13 protein-coding genes are annotated in these 17,492 nt (G+C 71.0%); 4 read left to right on the forward strand and 9 right to left on the reverse strand.

Translation table 11 applies throughout. The features are described 5' to 3' along the window. Positions 1-15 precede the first annotated feature (15 nt). The 4 genes from topA to AB0B28_RS07515 all read right to left on the reverse strand — a co-directional run bounded on the left by topA (position 16) and on the right by AB0B28_RS07515 (position 6,338). The gene (gene topA / locus AB0B28_RS07500) at positions 16-2,784 is read right to left on the reverse strand and encodes a type I DNA topoisomerase (RefSeq protein ID WP_360118097.1); all 2,769 of its coding nucleotides are present in this window, start codon (positions 2,782-2,784) and stop codon (positions 16-18) included. Between the two features lie 143 nt (positions 2,785-2,927). Beyond that, on the reverse strand, positions 2,928-5,252 hold the full coding sequence (locus AB0B28_RS07505) for a sodium-translocating pyrophosphatase (protein ID WP_360118100.1): 2,325 nt from the start codon (positions 5,250-5,252) through the stop codon (positions 2,928-2,930). A gap of 220 nt (positions 5,253-5,472) precedes the next feature. Next, positions 5,473-5,982: an ATP-binding protein gene (locus AB0B28_RS07510; protein ID WP_360118103.1), complete on the reverse strand. Its 510-nt coding sequence runs from the start codon at positions 5,980-5,982 to the stop codon at positions 5,473-5,475. Continuing rightward, the gene (locus AB0B28_RS07515; protein ID WP_360118106.1) at positions 5,979-6,338 is read right to left on the reverse strand and encodes an STAS domain-containing protein; all 360 of its coding nucleotides are present in this window, start codon (positions 6,336-6,338) and stop codon (positions 5,979-5,981) included. Before AB0B28_RS07515 ends, AB0B28_RS07510 begins: the two co-directional genes overlap by 4 nt. Before the next feature lie 168 nt (positions 6,339-6,506). Here AB0B28_RS07515 and AB0B28_RS07520 point away from each other — a divergent pair, with 168 nt between their 5' ends. After that, positions 6,507-8,828, forward strand: coding sequence for a DEAD/DEAH box helicase (locus AB0B28_RS07520; protein ID WP_360118109.1), 2,322 nt, complete (start codon positions 6,507-6,509; stop codon positions 8,826-8,828). A gap of 18 nt (positions 8,829-8,846) precedes the next feature. Here the strand turns inward: AB0B28_RS07520 and AB0B28_RS07525 are convergent, their stop codons facing one another. Beyond that, entirely contained in the window at positions 8,847-9,437 is a 591-nt protein-coding gene (locus AB0B28_RS07525; RefSeq protein ID WP_360118112.1) for an FABP family protein, read from the reverse strand. 151 nt (positions 9,438-9,588) lie between these two features. On the opposite strand from AB0B28_RS07525, the gene AB0B28_RS07530 reads away from it, so the two are divergent. Both AB0B28_RS07530 and AB0B28_RS07535 read left to right on the forward strand, forming a co-directional pair. After that, positions 9,589-10,374, forward strand: coding sequence for an HAD-IIA family hydrolase (locus tag AB0B28_RS07530; protein ID WP_360118115.1), 786 nt, complete (start codon positions 9,589-9,591; stop codon positions 10,372-10,374). 40 nt (positions 10,375-10,414) lie between these two features. Then, positions 10,415-10,762, forward strand: coding sequence for a DUF3263 domain-containing protein (locus AB0B28_RS07535; protein ID WP_360118118.1), 348 nt, complete (start codon positions 10,415-10,417; stop codon positions 10,760-10,762). A gap of 171 nt (positions 10,763-10,933) precedes the next feature. Here the strand turns inward: AB0B28_RS07535 and AB0B28_RS07540 are convergent, their stop codons facing one another. The 3 genes from AB0B28_RS07540 to mdh form a co-directional block, all read right to left on the reverse strand. Next, the gene (locus AB0B28_RS07540) at positions 10,934-12,166 is read right to left on the reverse strand and encodes an APC family permease (RefSeq protein ID WP_360118121.1); all 1,233 of its coding nucleotides are present in this window, start codon (positions 12,164-12,166) and stop codon (positions 10,934-10,936) included. Between the two features lie 30 nt (positions 12,167-12,196). After that, positions 12,197-12,946 (reverse strand): phosphatase PAP2 family protein, encoded by a 750-nt coding sequence (locus AB0B28_RS07545; RefSeq protein ID WP_360118124.1) that lies wholly within the window; start codon positions 12,944-12,946, stop codon positions 12,197-12,199. A gap of 104 nt (positions 12,947-13,050) precedes the next feature. Then, positions 13,051-14,001, reverse strand: a complete 951-nt coding sequence (gene mdh / locus AB0B28_RS07550) for a malate dehydrogenase (protein ID WP_360118127.1) — start codon at positions 13,999-14,001, stop codon at positions 13,051-13,053. Positions 14,002-14,278: 277 nt separating this feature from the next. Here mdh and AB0B28_RS07555 point away from each other — a divergent pair, with 277 nt between their 5' ends. Continuing rightward, on the forward strand, positions 14,279-15,169 hold the full coding sequence (locus tag AB0B28_RS07555) for a sulfite exporter TauE/SafE family protein (RefSeq protein ID WP_360118130.1): 891 nt from the start codon (positions 14,279-14,281) through the stop codon (positions 15,167-15,169). A 16-nt stretch (positions 15,170-15,185) separates the two neighbouring features. On the opposite strand, the gene AB0B28_RS07560 is transcribed toward AB0B28_RS07555, so the two are convergent. After that, positions 15,186-17,444, reverse strand: coding sequence for a bifunctional glycosyltransferase family 2 protein/CDP-glycerol:glycerophosphate glycerophosphotransferase (locus tag AB0B28_RS07560; protein WP_360118133.1), 2,259 nt, complete (start codon positions 17,442-17,444; stop codon positions 15,186-15,188). Between the last annotated feature and the right edge of the window lie 48 nt (positions 17,445-17,492).

The following is a 17,492-nucleotide window of genomic DNA, read 5'->3' on the forward strand; positions in this document are numbered from 1 at the left end:
CCGTCGCTGGATGTCTTATGCGTCGTCGGGCTTCTTGGCGGTCTTCTTCGCCGCGGCCTTCTTCACTGCCTTCTTGGCCGTCTTCTTGGCGGCGGTCTTCTTGGCCGTCGCCTTCTTCGCGGTGGCCTTCTTCGCCGTCTTCTTGGCCGCGGTCTTCTTCGCGGCCTTCTTGGCGGTCTTCTTCGCCGGGACCGCGCCCGAGGCGACCTTCTCGCGGCGCTCGGCCAGGAGCTCGGCGGCGCGGTCGATGGTGAGGTCCTCGATCGAGTCGGTCTTGCGGATCGAGGCGTTGGTCTCGCCGTCGGTCACGTAGGGCCCGAAGCGGCCGTCCTTGAGCGAGACCTCCTTGCCGGTGACCGGGTCGGGGCCCAGCTCCTTGAGGAGGGTCTGCGCGCGCTGCTGGCGCCCGCGCGACTTCGGCTGCGCCAGGAGCTTCTCGGCCTCCTCCAGCGTGAGCGTGAACAGCTGCTCCTCGGAGTCCAGGGACCGGAAGTCGCGGTTCTTCTTCACGTAGGGGCCGTGCGGGCCCAGGCCGGTGCGGATCTCCTCGCCTTCGGCGTCCTTGCCGACCAGGCGCGGCAGCGTCAAGAGCTTCACCGCGTCGTCCAAGGTCAGCTCGGAGAGCTTCTGCCCGGTCAAGAGCGACGAGGACTTCTCACCCGAGGTCACGTACGGCCCGTACCGGCCGGTCTTGGCCAGCACCGGCTCGCCGGTCTCGGGGTGCGTACCCAGCTCGCCTTCGTTCTCGGCGAGGTCGAACAGCTCCTGGCCCTTCTCGGGCGTCAGCTCGTCGGGGGCCATCGAATCGGGCACCGACGGGCGCTTGCCGGGGGCCTCGTCCTCCTGGCCCGGCGTGTACCGCTCCAGGTAGGGGCCGTAGCGGCCGACGCGCACCACGACCTTGCGGCCCTGGTCGTCGGTGTAGATCGGGATCGAGTTGACCTCGCGCGCGTCGATCTTGGCGAGCTCCTCCTCGATCATGTGCCGCAGCCCGCCCGAGGCAGCCACGGTGCCCTCCTTGTCCTGCCCGCCGAAGTAGAACTTGCGCAGGAACTCCTCGCGGGACTCATGCCCGGCGGCGACCTCGTCGAGCTCGTTCTCCATCCCGGCGGTGAAGTCGTAGTCGACCAGGCGCGGGAAGTGGCGCTCCATGAGGCCGATCACCGCGAACGCGCGGAAGGCCGGCACGAGCGCCTGGCCCTTCTTGAACACGTACTCGCGGTCCTGGATGGTCTGCATGATCGACGCGTACGTCGAAGGGCGGCCGATCCCGCGCTCTTCGAGGGCCTTGACCAGGCTCGCCTCGGTGTAGCGGGCGGGCGGCTGGGTGGTGTGCCCGGCCGCTTCGAGGCCCTTCTCGGCCAGGCTCTGGCGCTCGGCGAGCTCGGGGAGGCGCTTCTCGGCGTCGTCGGCGTCGCCCTCTTCGATCGACTCGACGTACGCCAGCAGGAAGCCCGGGTTGGTGATGGTCTTGCCCGAGGCCCCGAAGTCGGCCTGCTCGCCGTCGGCGGTGGTCGCGCGGGTGCGCACAGACGTGGAGTTCCCGGTCGCGTCGACCATCTGCGACGCGAGCGTGCGCCGCCAGATCAGCTCGTAGAGCCGGTGTTCCTCGGCCGAGAGCTGGCTCTTGAGCTGGGTCGGGGTCTTGAAGCGGTCGCCCGAGGGACGGATCGCCTCGTGCGCCTCCTGAGCGTTCTTGACCTTGCGCGCGTAGTGGCGCGGCTCGGAGGGCACGTACTGCGCGCCGTACAGCTCGGCGGCCTGGGCGCGGGCGGCGTTGATCGCGGTGCTCGACAGGTTCGTCGAGTCGGTCCGCATATAAGTGATGTGGCCGTTCTCGTAGAGCCGCTGGGCGACCCGCATGACCTGCGCGCTGGAGAGCCGCAGCTTGCGCCCGGCCTCCTGCTGGAGCGTCGAGGTGATGAACGGCGGGTAGGGCCTGCGGCGGTAGGGCTTCTTCTCGACCTTGAGGACGGTGAAGTCGCGGCCCTGGAGGCGCTGCGCGAGCCCGCGGGCCCCGGCCTCGTCGAGGTGGACCACGTTGCCCTTGACGCGCCCGGTGGCCGCGTCGAAGTCCTTGCCGGTGGCGACCCGGTCGCCGTCGACGGCGATGAGGGTGGCCTTGAAGCGCTGGTCCTCGTCGGTGGCCAGGTTCGCGGTCACGTCCCAGTAGTCGGCGGCGTGGAAGGCCATCCGGGCCCGTTCGCGCTCGACGACGAGCCGCGTGGCCACGGACTGGACGCGCCCGGCCGACAGGCGCGGCATGACCTTCTTCCACAGGACCGGGCTGACCTCGTAGCCGTAGAGCCGGTCGAGGATCCGGCGCCCTTCCTGGGCGTCGACCAGGTCCTGGTTGAGCTCGCGCGGGTTGGCGGCGGCCTCGGCGATCGCCTGCTTGGTGATCTCGTGGAAGACCATCCGCTTGACCGGGATCTTCGGCTTCAAGGTCTCCAGCAGGTGCCAGGCGATGGCCTCCCCTTCGCGGTCCTCATCGGTGGCCAGGAAGAGTTCGTCGACTTCCGCGAGGTAGCCCTTGAGCTTCTTGACGTGCGCCGAGCGGTCGGGATTGACGATGTACAGCGGCGCGAAGTCGTTGTCCACGTCCACGCCCAGGCGCGACCACGCCTTGTCCTTGTACTTCGCCGGGATCTCCTTGGCACTGCGCGGCAGGTCCCGGATGTGCCCGAGCGAGGAGTCGACGATGTAGTCCGGACCGAGGTACGAGCCAATAGTCTTGGCCTTCGCCGGGGACTCCACGATGACCAGGCGTTTCAGTTCCGGCACTGCTCCCACCGTTCACTCGGAAAATGCACTCGAATCGTTACGGTAGCTCACGCTTCCGCACTGCGTCCCCTGAGTATGCGTGTGCCCCGGCCGGGGTGGCCGGGGCACACGCTGGGTTGTGGGGGTTCGGTTCCCCGGATCAGCTAGGCGACTTCGACCGACTCACGCTGTTCCGGGGCGCGGGATTCCCCCGCTTCCACCACCGCTGAACGGCGCTTGGAGATCACGACGGAGGCGATGATGACCGCGACGGCCGCGCCGGCGATGATCCAGCGGACCGGGCCGTCGGCGCCGTCGCCGAGGGTGAACACGACCACGGCCGGGGCGATGATGAGGCTCACGAGGTTCATGACCTTGATGAGCGGGTTGATCGCCGGGCCGGCGGTGTCCTTGAACGGGTCGCCGACGGTGTCGCCGATGACCGCCGCGGCGTGGGCCTCGGAGCCCTTGCCGCCGTGGTTGCCGTCCTCGACGTCCTTCTTGGCGTTGTCCCACGCGCCGCCGGAGTTGGCGAGCATGACGGCCATGAGCACGCCGCACGCGATCGCGCCGGCCAGGTAGGCCGCGAGCGGGCCCACGCCAAGGCCGAAGCCGACCGCGATGGGCGCGAGCACGGCGAGCAGACCCGGGGTGACCAGCTCGCGCTGGGCGTCGCGGGTGCAGATGTCGACCACGCGGCCGTACTCGGGGCGCTGGGTGCCCTCCATGATCCCCGGGAAGCGCGCGAACTGGTCGCGGACCTCGTTGACGACCGCGCCCGCGGAGCGGGCCACGGCGTTGACCGCGAGGCCGGAGAACAGGAACACGACGCTCGCGCCGATGATGAGGCCGACGATGTTGGCCGGGTCGGCGATGCTGAGCGCCTCGAACAGCGCCGCGCCGATGAGGCCGTCGTCGCCTTGGCCGACCGCGTCGGCGTAGGAGCCGAACAGGGCCGTCGCGGCCAGGACCGCGGTGGCGATGGCGATGCCCTTGGTGATGGCCTTGGTGGTGTTGCCCACCGCGTCCAGGTCGGTGAGGGTCTGCGCGCCCTCGCCGTCCACGTCGCCCGACATCTCGGCGATGCCCTGGGCGTTGTCGCTGATGGGCCCGAAGGTGTCCATCGCGACGATGACGCCGACGGTCGTGAGCAGGCCGCAGCCTGCGAGCGCGACCGCGAACAGGCCGACGATGAAGTCGCCGCCGCCGAGCAGGTAGGAGCCGAGGACGGCGCCGGCGATGATGAGCGCGGTGTACACGGCCGATTCGAGGCCCAGCGAGAAGCCCGAGAGGATGTTCGTGGCCGCGCCGGTGCGCGTGGAGGCCGAGACGTTCTTGGTGGGCTTGAAGCGGGTGTCGGTGTAGTAGCCGGTGAGCGTCATGATGGCCGCTGCGAGCGCGATGCCGATGACGACGGCGACGATGGCGAACACCTGCGGGTTCACCGGGATCTCGGCGCCGTCGATGCCGGAGCCGAGTTCGGCCCAGGTGCCGGGCACGTACCAGGCGATGGCCGCGGCGGTCAGGCCCGCGGCGAAGATCGCCGAGATGTAGAACGCGCGGTTGATGGCGGTGAGGCCGTTGGCGTCGGAGGCGCGCATGCGGGTGATGATGACGCCGACGATGGCGCAGACGATGCCCGCGGAGGCGACCAGCAGCGGCAGGACCAGGCCGGTCTCTCCGAACGCGGCGCGGCCGAGGATGAGGCTGGCGACGAGCACGACGGCGTAGGACTCGAAGAGGTCGGCGGCCATGCCGGCGCAGTCGCCGACGTTGTCGCCCACGTTGTCGGCGATGGTGGCGGGGTTGCGCGGGTCGTCCTCGGGGATGCCCTGCTCGACCTTGCCGACGAGGTCGGCGCCGACGTCGGCGGCCTTGGTGAAGATGCCGCCGCCGACGCGCATGAACATCGCCAGGAGCGCGGCGCCGAAGCCGAAGCCCTCCAAGACGATCGGCGCGTCGCCGTTGTAGACCCAGACGACGACGGCCGCGCCGAGGAGGCCGAGGCCGACGGTCAGGAAGCCGACCACGCCGCCGGTGCGGAAGGCGAGGTGCATCGCGCGGGTCGGCTCGCCGTCGCGGGCCGCGGAGGCGACGCGGAGGTTCGCGCGGGTCGCGAGGCTCATGCCGGCCCAGCCGATGAAGGAGCTGAAGACGGCGCCGACGATGAAGAAGACGCTGCGTCCGATGCGGACGTCGTTCCCGGCCTCCCCTACGGGCAGCAGGAACAGCAGGACCACGGCGAGCACCACGAAGACGGCGAGCGCTTTGAACTGGCGGCGCAGGTAGGCCGAGGCCCCTTCCTGCACGGCTCCGGCGATCTCGCGCATCTTGTCGGTGCCGGTGCCGGCCGAGAGGATGCTCTTGACGAGTGCGGCGGCGCCGCCGAGCGCGACGAGGGCGAGTGCGGCCGCGAGCACGACGAGGCTCAGGTTCGAGCCTCCGAGCTGGCCTACGCCCCCGTCGCCGTTGGCGAGCAACGTATGCATGTAGTTCCTCCAAGAGAGAGACGCGAACGCGTCCGGGTTTCGCGAAACACGAAATGGGGGCCGCGGGCGGCGCGGCCTTTGGACGCGCCGGGCGGAGGTGACGGGCGCTGGGGCTCGTCGCCGCCGCGTGCGGCGCGGTCGGGACAACGAGCGGAGTGTAACGACGCGGAGGCGCCGGGAGTGGATTCGGTCACGCCCGATTCGGGGCGTGGCGAGGGCCTCAGTGGTCGGCGGCCGGGCCCGATCCGGGCAGGGGCCAGCTCATGCTGACGGTGGTGCCGCCCTCGGCGGTGGGACCGGTGACGACCAGGTCTTCGACCAGTCCGCCGAGGACGATGAGGGTGATCTCCTCGGAGAGGGTGTCCTCTTCGAGCGTGTCGTGATCATTCGCGCGCGCATCGCCGTCGCTCACGCCTGGGGCGGTGGCGTCTCCGGAGCGTGCGCGCAGATCCTGCGCGTTGTCGGTGACTTTCGCAACGAAACGATCAGCGATCGAAAACTCTACGCGCACGAGGTCGTCCATGCCGCGGTCGCGATGCCTGAGGACCGCTCGCGTACACGCTTCGCCGACGGCTTGGCGGACCTCGTCGAGCAGCCCCGTGGCGACCCCGGCGTGCGCGGCCACGTCCGCGGCCACCAGCCGGGCGGCGCGCACGTAGGCGGCCGCCGGGGTGAACGCGAACCGGACGGTCGCGGGCTCTGACCGGCGGTCGTGCTTGGAGCCGTTCACTCGCCGGGCACCGCTTCGCGGACGTCGAGGACCTTGTCGAGCCCGGTGAGGTCGAGGAGCTTGCGGATGCGGGGGTTGGCGCACACCACCACGAGGCTCCCGCCCGCGTCGGAGAGGCGGCGGCGGGCCCCGATGAGGACCCCCAGGCCGGTCGAGTCGAGGAACTCGGTGGGGTTCAGGTCGATCGCGACCCGCAGGCGGCCCTCGGAGGAGAGCTGCCGGACGGCCTCGCGCAGTTGCGGGGCGGTGTACATGTCGATCTCACCGGTGACGCTGATGACCGCGTACTCCCCGACCGTCGTGAGGCCGAGCCCGAGTTCGGGCTCGGCCGCGCTGTCGCCTGGAATTCCCCTCACGCCGTCTCCCCTGGGCCGTCTGCGGTGTGCCGCGCACTGTGTCTTGGCCCATAAGCGTACTGCGTTCCCGGTGGGTCGGAGCCGGGAGCGTATGACCGAAGCGCCGGCGCGCCGCGCGCGTCCATGCGCACGGTCGCGATGTCGGTCGCCTGCGGCATCATTGGACGCGTGCCCGTCGACCGGCTCATCGAGGCCTTGGAATCAGAGGACGGCGGCCTGCGCCACCTGCGCCGGCTCCCGCCGCGGCGAGCCGTGCGCGCCGAGTGGCCCGAATGGGTTCCCGAGGAGGTACGGAACGCTCTGGGGGACACCGGGATCACCCGGCCCTGGCCGCACCAGGCCGAGGCCGCCACGCACGCGTTCGAGGGCCGCGACACCGTCATCGCCACCGGCACCGCCTCGGGCAAGAGCCTGGCGTACCTGCTGCCACTGCTGACCGAGGCGGCCGCCGACGGCGAGGGCCGGACGCTCTACCTCGCGCCCACGAAGGCGCTCGCGGCCGACCAGGCCCGCGCGGTGGGCGAGTTCGCGGTGCCGGGGCTGGTTCCGGCGATCGTGGACGGCGACACGCCGTTCGAGCACCGCAAATGGGCGCAGAGCTTCGCGAACCTGGTGCTGTCCAACCCCGACCTGCTGCACCACTCGCTGCTGCCCAGGCACCGCATGTGGCGATCGTTCCTCAAGAACCTCAAGTACGTCGTGGTCGACGAATGCCACGTCTACCGGGGCGTCTTCGGCGCCCATGTGGCGCTGACGCTGCGGCGGCTCCTGCGCCTGGCCGAGCACTACGGCGCGAGCCCCACGGTGATCGCCGCCAGCGCCACGGCCGCCGACCCGGCGGCTTCGCTCGCGGTGCTGACCGGGCGGCCTGCCACGGCGGTCACGGTCGACTCCTCGCCTTCGCCGGGCGCGGCGGTCGCGCTGTGGGAGCCGGTGACGTACGAGATCGACGGGGAGCCGCAGCAGGCCTCGACGCTCTCCGAGACCGCGCGGATGCTCGCGCAGCTGGTGCGGCGCGGGGTGCGCACGCTCGCGTTCGTGCCGTCGCGGCGGGGGGCCGAGATCGTTGCGGCCGAGGCGAAGTCGCGCCTGGGTGCGGACCCGGCGGCGGGCCGGATCGCGGCGTACCGAGCCGGGTACCTGCGCGAGCACCGCCGCGACCTCGAGGCGGATCTGCGCGAGGGGCGCCTGCTCGGGGTCGCCACCACGAACGCTCTCGAGCTCGGCATCGACGTCACGGGTCTGGACGCGGTGCTGCTGTGCGGATACCCGGGGCGGCTGGCCTCGTTCTGGCAGCAGATCGGGCGCGCGGGCCGGGGCGAGGTCGAGGCGCTGGCGGTGATGCTCGCGAAGGACGACCCGCTGGATACGTACCTGGTGCACCACCCGGAGGCGATCTTCGACCGCCCGGTGGAGGCCAGCGTGTGCGACCCGTCGAACCCGTATGTGCTGGCCGGGCACCTGTGCCTGGCGGCAGAGGAGTTGCCGCTCAAGGAGTCCGACCTCGCGTCGATCCCCGGGAGCCTCGCGGTCGCCGAGCAGTTGTGCGCAGAGAAGCTGCTGCGGCGCAGGCCCGGGGGCCGGTATTACTGGATCGGCTCGGAGCGCCCGGAGGTGGCGCTGCGCGGGTCGGGGCCGATGGGCGTCGACATCGCCGAGACGAGCACCGGGCGGCTGATCGGCACGGTCGACGCGGCCGCGTCGCACCGGCTCGTCCACACCGGGGCGCTGTACCTGCATCAGGGCGAGTCGTTCCTGGTCGACGAGCTCGATTTGGACGACGGCGTGGCGCTCGTGCACGCGGCCAAGCCGCCGTGGACGACGAACACGCAGGAGATCACCCACCTCGAAGTGCTCGCCGAGCGCGAGCGGCTGGAGATGGGCTCGGTGGCGCTGAGCCTGGGGGAAGTGGAGGTCACGTCGAACGTGGTCTCCTACCAGCGGCGCAGGCTCCCTTCGGGGGAAGTGATCGACACGCAGCCTTTGGACCTGCCGCCGCAGGTGCTGCGCACCGTGGCGGTGTGGTGGACGGTCGAGACCGAGGCCCTCGAAGGACTGCGGGACCTCGCGGGCGCGCTGCACGCGGCCGAGCACGCGTCGATCGGGCTGCTGCCGCTGGTGGCGACCTGCGACCGGTGGGACATCGGGGGCCTGTCCACGGCCGCGCACATGGACACCGAGCTGCCCACGGTGTTCGTCTACGACGGGCATCCCGGCGGCGCGGGCTTCGCCGAGCAGGCCTTCCGCAAATGGACCGACTGGATCGGGGCCACCCGAGCGGCGATCGCCTCGTGCGAATGCGCGCACGGCTGCCCCAGCTGCATCCAGAGCCCCAAGTGCGGCAACGGCAACGAGCCTTTGAGCAAGCGCGGCGCCTTGACGCTCTTGGACCTGCTCTTGAAAGCGGCGACCGGTCCGGTCACCGCCACGGTCTTCCCGGCGAAGCAAGAGGCCGCCCCGGAGGACGACCTCTGGCCCGGCGATTTCTAGGGGGTGTTTGCGAGCCCCCTAGCCGGCGACTCGGTCGAGCCTGGCGCTCAGGTGGGGGGTCATCGGGTTGCCTTCGGCGGCCATCTCCTGGGCGTACATGAGGGCGCCTTCGACGAGGCCGTAGAGGCGCTTGCCGGCGGTGACCTCCTTGGCCTGGGGGCTGCGCACGACCGCGTCGGTGGCGATCTCGATGCGGGTGCCGTCCACGTGGCCGTAGTACAGGTCGAGGACGCCCGTCGGGTGCGCGAGCAGGACCTCGATCTCGGGGCGCTTCTCGTCCTCGCCGGGGACGACGCGCCACCAGCCGGTCTCCTGGGCCGCGGGGCGCACGGGCTCGCCGTCGGCGTCGATGATCCAGGACCTGGCGTGATAGCGCAGGAACGGGCGTCCATCATGGAGGAACGCGATCTCCTGCGCGTACAGGAAGTCCTCGGTGCCGGGGTAGCCGCCCTGGCCGCGCCCGCGCCAACGCCCCACCAGGGGCAAGAGCGGCAGCAGGTCGTCGTGCAGGTTCGGCCCCTGCCTGAGGTCGTCGGTCTCCTCGAACGGGTAGGGCTCGACCTTGGCAAAGGTCGAGGCGAACTCCGCCGGTACTTCGCGCTCGCTCATTTGCTCCTCGCGGTTCGAATGGTCCAGTAGCCGATCACGCCCGCCAAGGCGCCTGCGGCGATGACGAGCACGGCGGTCAATGCCGTCTCCACGGGCACCACTTTACGTCCGCGACTCGTCGTTCCCGGCGACCGATGGCAAGATGTTGAGCATGACTACACCTGGACCCTTCGACAGCTGGCTCTCGGACATGGACGGCGTGCTCGTCCACGAGGGCGTGCCCGTCCCCGGCGCCAACAAGCTCATCGAGAAGCTCCAGTCGGCGGGCAAGGGCTTCCTCGTGCTCACCAACAACTCGATCTACACCCCGCGCGACCTCCATGCGCGCCTGAAGAACTCGGGGCTGGCCGTGCCCGCGGAGTCGATCTACACCTCGGCGATGGCCACGGCGGACTTCCTGCACTCGCAGCGCCCGAAGGGCTCGGCGTACGTGATCGGCGAGTCGGGCCTGACCACGGCGCTGCACGAGATCGGATACGTGCTCACCGACTACCGGCCCGACTACGTGGTGCTGGGCGAGACGCGCCGCTACGACTTCGGGGCGCTGACGACGGCGGTGCGGCTGATCAAGGCCGGGGCGCGGTTCATCTGCACCAACCCGGACACGACCGGGCCCTCGCTCGAAGGGATCCTGCCCGCGTGCGGCGCTTTCGCGGCGATGATCACGGCGGCGACGGGCGCGGAGCCGTACTACGTGGGCAAGCCGAACCCGCTGATGATGCGGAACGCGTTGCGGCGCATCGGGGCCCACTCCGAATCCTCGGTGATGATCGGCGACCGCATGGACACCGACGTGCTGTCCGGGCTCGAAGCGGGCCTGTCGACCGTGCTGGTGTTGTCGGGGGTGACTGCGACCATGGAGGAAGTCGAGCGGTACCCCTTCCGGCCGAACCACGTCAAGGACTCGGTCGCGGACCTGATCGACTGGATCGAGTAAGCACGGCGCCGATCGCGCCGTCCACGCAAGGAGTTACGCCATGCCTCCCGGCCAGCGCCCCGCCGCCGCTCACCGTGCCCGCCAGGAAGACCCGGTGCCCGCCCCGCGCCGGGGCCCGGCCGAGGCCCCTCGGCCGCCGAAGGAGCGGCCGCGCGATCCGGAGTCGAAGCTGTCGGCGCTGGAGTCGCGCGTGCTGTCGTTCGAGGCGCGCTGGTGGCGTGCCTCGGGGGCGAAGACGCAGGCGATCGCCGACGAGCTCGATTTGACTCCGGAGCGGTACTACCAGCACCTCGCTCGTCTGATCGACCATCCGGAGGCGGCGGCGGAGCAACCAGCGGTGGTGCGGAGGCTGAGGGCGGCCAGGGACGAGCGCAGAGCGGCGCGCTAGGCGGGCGGGAACGGGGCCGCGCGTTGCGGTCACGGCCCGAAACGGTGGGCGCGGGCCGGTCGCGCGGCGAGCGAGACCGTTCGGGGGCGACGCGTTCGCGCCACGGCCGCATGGCATTCGCGGCCTGCGCTTCTGGGCGGACCCGCAATGCGGCGCGGCCGCGCGGGCCGCTCAGTCGGGCACGGCTCGGCGCTGCGTGAGCGCGTACCAGCCCGCTCCGGCCGCGAACACCGCCAGCCCGCCCAAGAGCGCGGCCGGGGGCAGGCTCACCGCGATCAATAGGCAGCCTGCAAGGCCGATCCACGGCAACAGCGCGCTGCGGTCGAGCGTCACCGCTGCGGCGTTCGCGATCGCGTAGTAGACCAGCACGCAGAAGCTGGAGAATCCGATCGCGCCCGCCAGGTCCAATGTGGATATCAGGATCAGCACGAGCGCGCTGGCCGCGAGCTCGGCGGCCCACGGCACTCCGAAGCGCTGCGACACCGCCGCCAGTGGCCCCGGGAGCCTGCGGTCGCGGGCCATCGCGAGCGCCGTGCGGCCGATCCCGGCCAGCAGGCTCAGCAGTACTCCGGCCACCGCGATGCCTGCGCCGATCGCCACGAGCGGTGTGAGCGCGGGGGCTCCGGCGGCGGCGAGGTCGGCCAGCGGGGCCGTCGAGTCGGCGAGCGTGCCCGCGCCCAGGACGCTCAAGGCGGTCACGGCCACCAGCGCGTACACGGCCACGGTGACGCCGAACGCGATCGCCACCGCCCGAGGGATCGTCCACTCGGGTCGGTGGACCTCTTCGCCGAGGGTCGCGATCCGTGCGTATCCGGCGAACGCGAAGAAGACGAATCCGGCGGCGGTGAGCGTGCCCCACACGTGCGTGTCGCCCAGGGGCTGCGCGGCGACCGGGCCGGTGAGTCCGGCGGCGACCACGGCCGCGAGCACGAGGAGCGTCAGGCCCGCGAACACGGCCGAGGCAAGTGCGGTTCGCTTGACTCCGAGCAGGTTCACGGCGCAGAACGCGACCACGGCGGCCGCGGCGAGCGCGCGCGGGTGGTCGGGCAGGAGGTAGGCGCCGAGGGTGAGGGCCATCGCGGCCCCGGAGGCGGTCTTGCCGACCAGGAACGCCCACCCGGCGGCGAACCCGGCGGCCGGGTGGAGGCGCCGGGTCCCGTACACGTAGGCGCCGCCCGATTCGGGGTGGAGGGCGGCGAGGCGGGCCGAGGACCTGGCGTTGCAGTAGGCCACGAACGCGGCGATCGCGAGCGCGGCGAGGAGCCCGGGGCCGGAGCCGGCGGCCTTCGCGGCCGGGCCCCACACGGCGAAGACCCCTGCGCCGAGCATGGACGCCAGGCCGATCGCGATCGCGGAGGGAAGGCCGAGGCGGCGCTGGAGGGGCACCCGTCCAGGATGGGGCATGCGCCCAAGATACCGCGCGCTTGTTACGGGCTAGGGCTGGCGATAGCGGCGTTCGGGTTCGAGCCAGTACGGCAGTTCCAGTGTGGCCCAGGGGATGCGCTGGACGACGCGGATGATGATCACGCCGATGAAGACCCCGGCGGGGGTGTCGGTGAACCAGTGGAAGCCCAGGTAGGTGGTGGAGAAGGCCACGATGAGCGGGGGGAGGCCGAGGAACAGCCAGCGCTGCCAGGGCCTCCAGGACCGTCCGATGAGGATCACGATGAACCCGTACCAGATGATCGTGTTGAGCACGTGCCCCGAGGGGTAGGCGCCGGCCGGTTCGAGGCTGGTGAAGATGACCGACTGGGCGGCGTCGGCGTAGGGCGGGTTGTCCTCGCTGGGCCAGTGCGGGTAGACGCGCAGGAGCGTGTACTTGAGGATCAGGACCGCGCCGGCCATGAAGTAGGTGGCGATGAACGCCAGGAGCGGGCGGACGTCGTGGCGGCGCCAGGCGATGATCGTGGCGATGCCGAGCGCGATGCCGCCGAGGAGGCCGCCCTGGCCGAGGGTGTTGGTGACGACGGCGATCTGGTGGGTGAGCTCGGTGCGGTGCGCGTCGGCGATGTCGCGGAGGTAGATGTCGAGGCGCACGAGCGCTGAGGGCCAGGCGAGGGGCACCGTCCACAGCACCAGCGCGCAGAGCATGGCGATCTCCAGGGCCCACGATCCGGGCCGCAGGGGCACGAACGGCCGCCACGAGCCCAGTATCGCCCGGTCGTCGGTCCTGACGTCGCTCACGGCCGTAAGCCTAGCGACTCGTTTGCGGGGATCCGAGCCCATATCGGGCGGCGCGAAGGCCCCCGCACCGCGCCTGCGGTCCGGGGGCCTTCGCGAGGTGTCGCTCAGAGGCCGGCGACGTCGGCCTGCTTGGCGCGGACGGCTTCGGCGGCCTCCTTGAGGTTGGCCAGCTCGCCGTCGGTCAGGGGGGTCTCCACGACCTCCTTGACGCCTTCGGCGCCGATCTTGGCGTTGACGCCGAGGTAGACCCCGGAGATGCCGTACTCGCCGTCGACCCACGCGCACACGGGCATGACCGCGCCGGAGTCCTCGGCGACGGCCTTGGCCATGCGGGCGGCAGCGGCCGAGGGCGCGTAGTAGGCCGAACCGGTCTTGAGGAGGGCCACGATCTCGGCGCCGCCGCCCCGGGTCTTGGTGACCAGTTCCTCGACCTTGTCGGCGGGAAGGAGGTCGGCGAGCGGCTTGCCGTCGACCGAGGACTGCGAGGGGACGGGCACCATGGTGTCGCCGTGCGAGCCGAGCGTCAAGGTGGTCACGGAGGCGACCGGGACGGCGAGCTCTTCGGCCACGAAGTTGGTGAAGCGGGCGGTGTCGAGCATCCCGGCCTGGCCGAGGACCCGGTGCTTGGGGAACCCGGAGGCGAGCTGGGCGAGCGCGGTCATCTCGTCGAGCGGGTTGGAGACGACGATGATCACGGCGTTCGGGGAGTGCTTGACGAGGTTCTCGGTGACGCCGCGGACGATCTTGGCGTTGACCTCGAGGAGGTCCATGCGGCTCATGCCGGGCTTGCGGGGGAGCCCCGCGGTGATGACGATGACGTCGGAGCCGGCGGTCTTGTCGTAGCCGTTGCCGTCGGCGTCGGTGGTCGCGCCGACGACCTTGGTCTCGAAGCCCTCGATGGTGCGGGACTGGTTCATGTCCAGGGCGATGCCCTCGGGCTTGCCCTCGACGATGTCGGTGAGGACGACCTCATCGAAGATGTCGTACTCGGCCAGGCGCTGGGCGGTGGTGGAACCGTAGAACCCGGCGCCGACTACCGTGACTTTCTTACCCATCGAATGCTCCTCTGCATCTTTAGGAAACTCTGTGCCAATGCCTGTGCACTGCCGCAGGCCTTGGGGGCTACGCGAGCGTAACCAGGACCGTTCCCCCACGCTATGACCCTGGTCTCGCCCACCGCATCCGACCCCTCACCGGGTGGCGGAGACCTCCCGAACCGGGGGCGTCAGGCGGGCGCGGGCGTGCGGGGCGTCCCGAGGCGTGGACCCTCGTTGACGACTCCTACTGGGTTTGTGGAGTATTTGAGGGCCGTACCGAACCGAGGGAGACCGCGTGCTGATCGCGACCACCATCCTCTCCGCCGTGGCCGCCGGGTTCCTCGCCCAATTGGTCGACGGCAGTCTCGGCATGGGCTTCGGCACGATCACGATGACGTTCCTGCTGGGTCTGGGCATCGCCCCGGCGGTGGCCTCGGCCTCGGTGAACGTGGCGACGATCGCGACCGGCGCGGTCAGCGCGGCCTCGCACGCGAAACTGCGGAACGTCCACTGGCCCACCACGCTTCGCCTCGGCATCCCCGGCGCGGTCGGCGGGTTCGCGGGGGCGTGGGCCCTCGCCTCGCTCACTCGATTGGACGCGGCCACGCCGGTGACCAGTGCGATCCTCATCGCGCTGGGCGCGGTGATCGTATGGCGCTTCGCCCGCGGCCGAGGCGTCGCGAAAGGCCCGGTGCGGACCGGTTTCGCCGTCCCCACCGGCCTGGTCGGCGGGTTCCTCGCGGCCGTGGGCGGCGGCGGTTGGGGCCCGGTGACGATGCCGGTGACGCTCGCGACCTCGCGTCTGGAGCCGTACAAAGTGGTCGGATCGGTCTCCACCGCGCAGGTCTTCGCCTCGGCGGCGGCCGTGCTCGGCTTCTGGCTCGCGATCCCCCACACGTTGACGGTCCTGTGGCCCATCGTGGTCGGCATGGCAGTCGGCGGCATGGCCGCGGCCCCGCTCGCGGCCTGGCTCACCCGCAAGATCCCGACCGCCAAGCTCGGCTCCACGATCGGCATGCTCGTCGTGGCCCTGAACCTGCGCACCTTCCTGGGAAACTTCAACATCCCCTGGCCCCTGATCACCGCCGCCTACCTGGCCCTCGCGGCGATCTGGGCCCTGGCCCTGGTCGGCCCGGTGCGCAAGACCCCGGCCCCAGAACCCGAACCGGCGCGGGCCGAAGCCTAGCGCCGGTCCGGAGCGGTCACCAGAGCGGACGGTTGGCCAAGGCCCGGTCGAGCGCCCCTTCGCCTTCGCGGGCCGGGGCGAGCTCGGGCTCCTCGCCGAGGAAGACCTTGCGGACCACTCGCTCGGACGCGCGGCCGTCCTCGCGGGAGAGGAACCGGGCCCGGAAGCGGCGGCGCCGCTCCTCGGCGCCCTGACCGGTCGCCTCGCCGGTCGCGAACGCCTCGCACAGCTCGTCCATCGAAGCGCAGACCAGGCCCGGACCGTCCTCGTGGATGTCCAGGTAGGAGCCACGGATCGCACGGTAGGAGTCCCAGTCGGGCGCCAGCAGCGTGATGGGCCGATCGAGGACGGCGAAGTCGAACATCACCGAGGAGTAGTCGGTGACCAGGTGGTCGGCCGCGATGTAGAGGTCGGCGATGTCGGGGTGGTCGCTGACGTTGACGATCGCGGCCCCGATGTCGCTCTGGGCCTCGTACTTCGCGGCGTTCTCGAAGTGGTGGCCGCGCAGCAGGACCCGGGTCCCGGGGCCGAGCAGCGTCACCAGCCGCGCCGGGTCGAACCGGGCCGCGCGCGCGGGCTCGTGGTCGCGGTAGGTCGGGGCGTAGAGCACCACCCGGTCGTCCGGGTCGAGGCCGAGCCCGGCGCGGATGCGCCGGCGCTCTTCGTCGGTGGCGCGGACCAGACGATCGTTGCGCGGCTGGCCGTATTCGAGGGTCGCGTAGTCGCACGGGTAGGCGCTCTGCCAGACCCGGGACGTGTAGTCGTTCACCGAGAGGCTGTAGTCCCACCGGTCGCAGCGACGCAGCAGCGCCCAGAAGTTCTGGCCCCGGCCCACCGGGTAGGCCTTCTGGTCGACGCCCATGACCTTGACCGGGACGCCGTGGTGGGTCTGGACGTGGACCGAGCCCTCCCGTTTGCGGACGTGGTCGGCGAAGTTGACGTTGTTGAAGGTGTACTTGGCCCGCGCCAGGGCCTTGAAGTAGGCGAAGGAGCCGCTGACGACGGCCTCGACGCCCTCGGGCATCGCCTCGCCGCGGCCCCGCTCGACCACCCACACGCCCTTGACCTCAGGGGCCAGGCGGGCGGCCTCCTCGTAGATCGCGCCAGGGTTGCAGCCGTACCCGCGGCCCCAGTAGATGCTGTACACGGCCAGATTCTCGTCGAGCGGGCGGCGCAGCTGCGAGCGGTAGTAGGCCAGCTTGAGCTTCCACAAGAGCTTCTTCGCGGTCTTCTCCAGCTTCCCCAGCGGCCGCTTGACCAGGCCGCGTCCGAGAGCCCTGGCCCCCAGGAACACCGCCCGGGTCGCCCGGAAACGCCCCCACGCCTCCTTGGCGAGGAGCCGGTGCTGGAGACCCTCGCGACCCGCGGGCACGTCGTAGCCGCCCGCGGGCAGGTGCTCGCGGTAGAAGCGGGCCATGCGGCGGAAGAAACGCTCCCGCATCGCACCGGCCACCCGGGTCCGGTTGCCGAGAATCAGGAACCCGTGCCAGATCGCGTGCTCGAACACCTTCGGTTCGAGCAGCGCGCCTCGCTCACCGGATTCGAGCAGGCGGTTCATGGTCAGGTCGTACTGGTCGAACACGGCCAGGTGGCCCGCGCCGGCGGTCTTGAGGATCGAGGAGTGGCGGCGCTGGCGGTAGTAGAGGCAGACCTTGTCGAGCAACGTGATGCGCTCGGCGCGGGCCAGCAGCGGGAACGTCACCGGGACGTCCTCGTAGAACCCGGTCGGGTAGGGCAGGTCGATCTCAGTGAGGAACTCGCGGCGGATGACCTTGTTCCAGGCGCTGGGGAAGACCTTGAGGAGCTCTTGGTAGGCGTCGATCGTGAAGGCTTCGGGGGCGGCGCCTTCGGCGAAGAGCGGGGCGAGCTCGTTGCGGATGACGCGGCCGTCCCAGAACGCGCGGGCGTAGTCGACCACCAGGACGTCGGGGTCGCCGACGGCGGCGATCCGGTCGGCGATGGCGCTCAGGCAGTCCTCGGCGATCCAGTCGTCGCTGTCGACGAACCACACGTACCGGCCGCGAGCCTGGGCGAGGCCGGCGTTGCGGGCGCCGCCGAGGCCCTGGTTCTCCTCCAGGTGCAGCACGCGGACGCGCGGGTCGCGGCCGGCGTAGTCGTCGAGGATCCGACCGCTGCGGTCGGGCGAGCGGTCGTCGACCGCGATCACCTCGAAGTCCTTGAAGTCCTGGCCGAGCAAGGAGTCCAGGCATTGATGGAGATATGCCTCCACCTTGAAGCAGGGCACGATGATGCTCAGGAGCGGGTTGGTATTCATTTGAGGACTCCGGGGGGAGGGGGCGTGTCGTGCCGCCGATCGAATCCC

The organism is Glycomyces sp. NPDC046736 (assembly GCF_040645615.1).
Taxonomy (GTDB): Bacteria; Actinomycetota; Actinomycetes; order Mycobacteriales; family Micromonosporaceae; genus Glycomyces.

Bases quoted from the DNA above. Each gene is read 5' to 3' on its own strand.
- AB0B28_RS07505 (WP_360118100.1), bottom strand. From the start codon at position 5,252: ATGCATACGTTGCTCGCCAACGGCGACGGGGGCGTAGGCCAGCTCGGA.
- AB0B28_RS07525 (WP_360118112.1), bottom strand. From the start codon at position 9,437: ATGAGCGAGCGCGAAGTACCGGCGGAGTTCGCCTCGACCTTTGCCAAG.
- AB0B28_RS07530 (WP_360118115.1), top strand. From the start codon at position 9,589: ATGACTACACCTGGACCCTTCGACAGCTGGCTCTCGGACATGGACGGC.
- AB0B28_RS07535 (WP_360118118.1), top strand. From the start codon at position 10,415: ATGCCTCCCGGCCAGCGCCCCGCCGCCGCTCACCGTGCCCGCCAGGAA.
- AB0B28_RS07540 (WP_360118121.1), bottom strand. From the start codon at position 12,166: ATGCCCCATCCTGGACGGGTGCCCCTCCAGCGCCGCCTCGGCCTTCCC.
- mdh (WP_360118127.1), bottom strand. From the start codon at position 14,001: ATGGGTAAGAAAGTCACGGTAGTCGGCGCCGGGTTCTACGGTTCCACC.
- AB0B28_RS07560 (WP_360118133.1), bottom strand. From the start codon at position 17,444: ATGAATACCAACCCGCTCCTGAGCATCATCGTGCCCTGCTTCAAGGTG.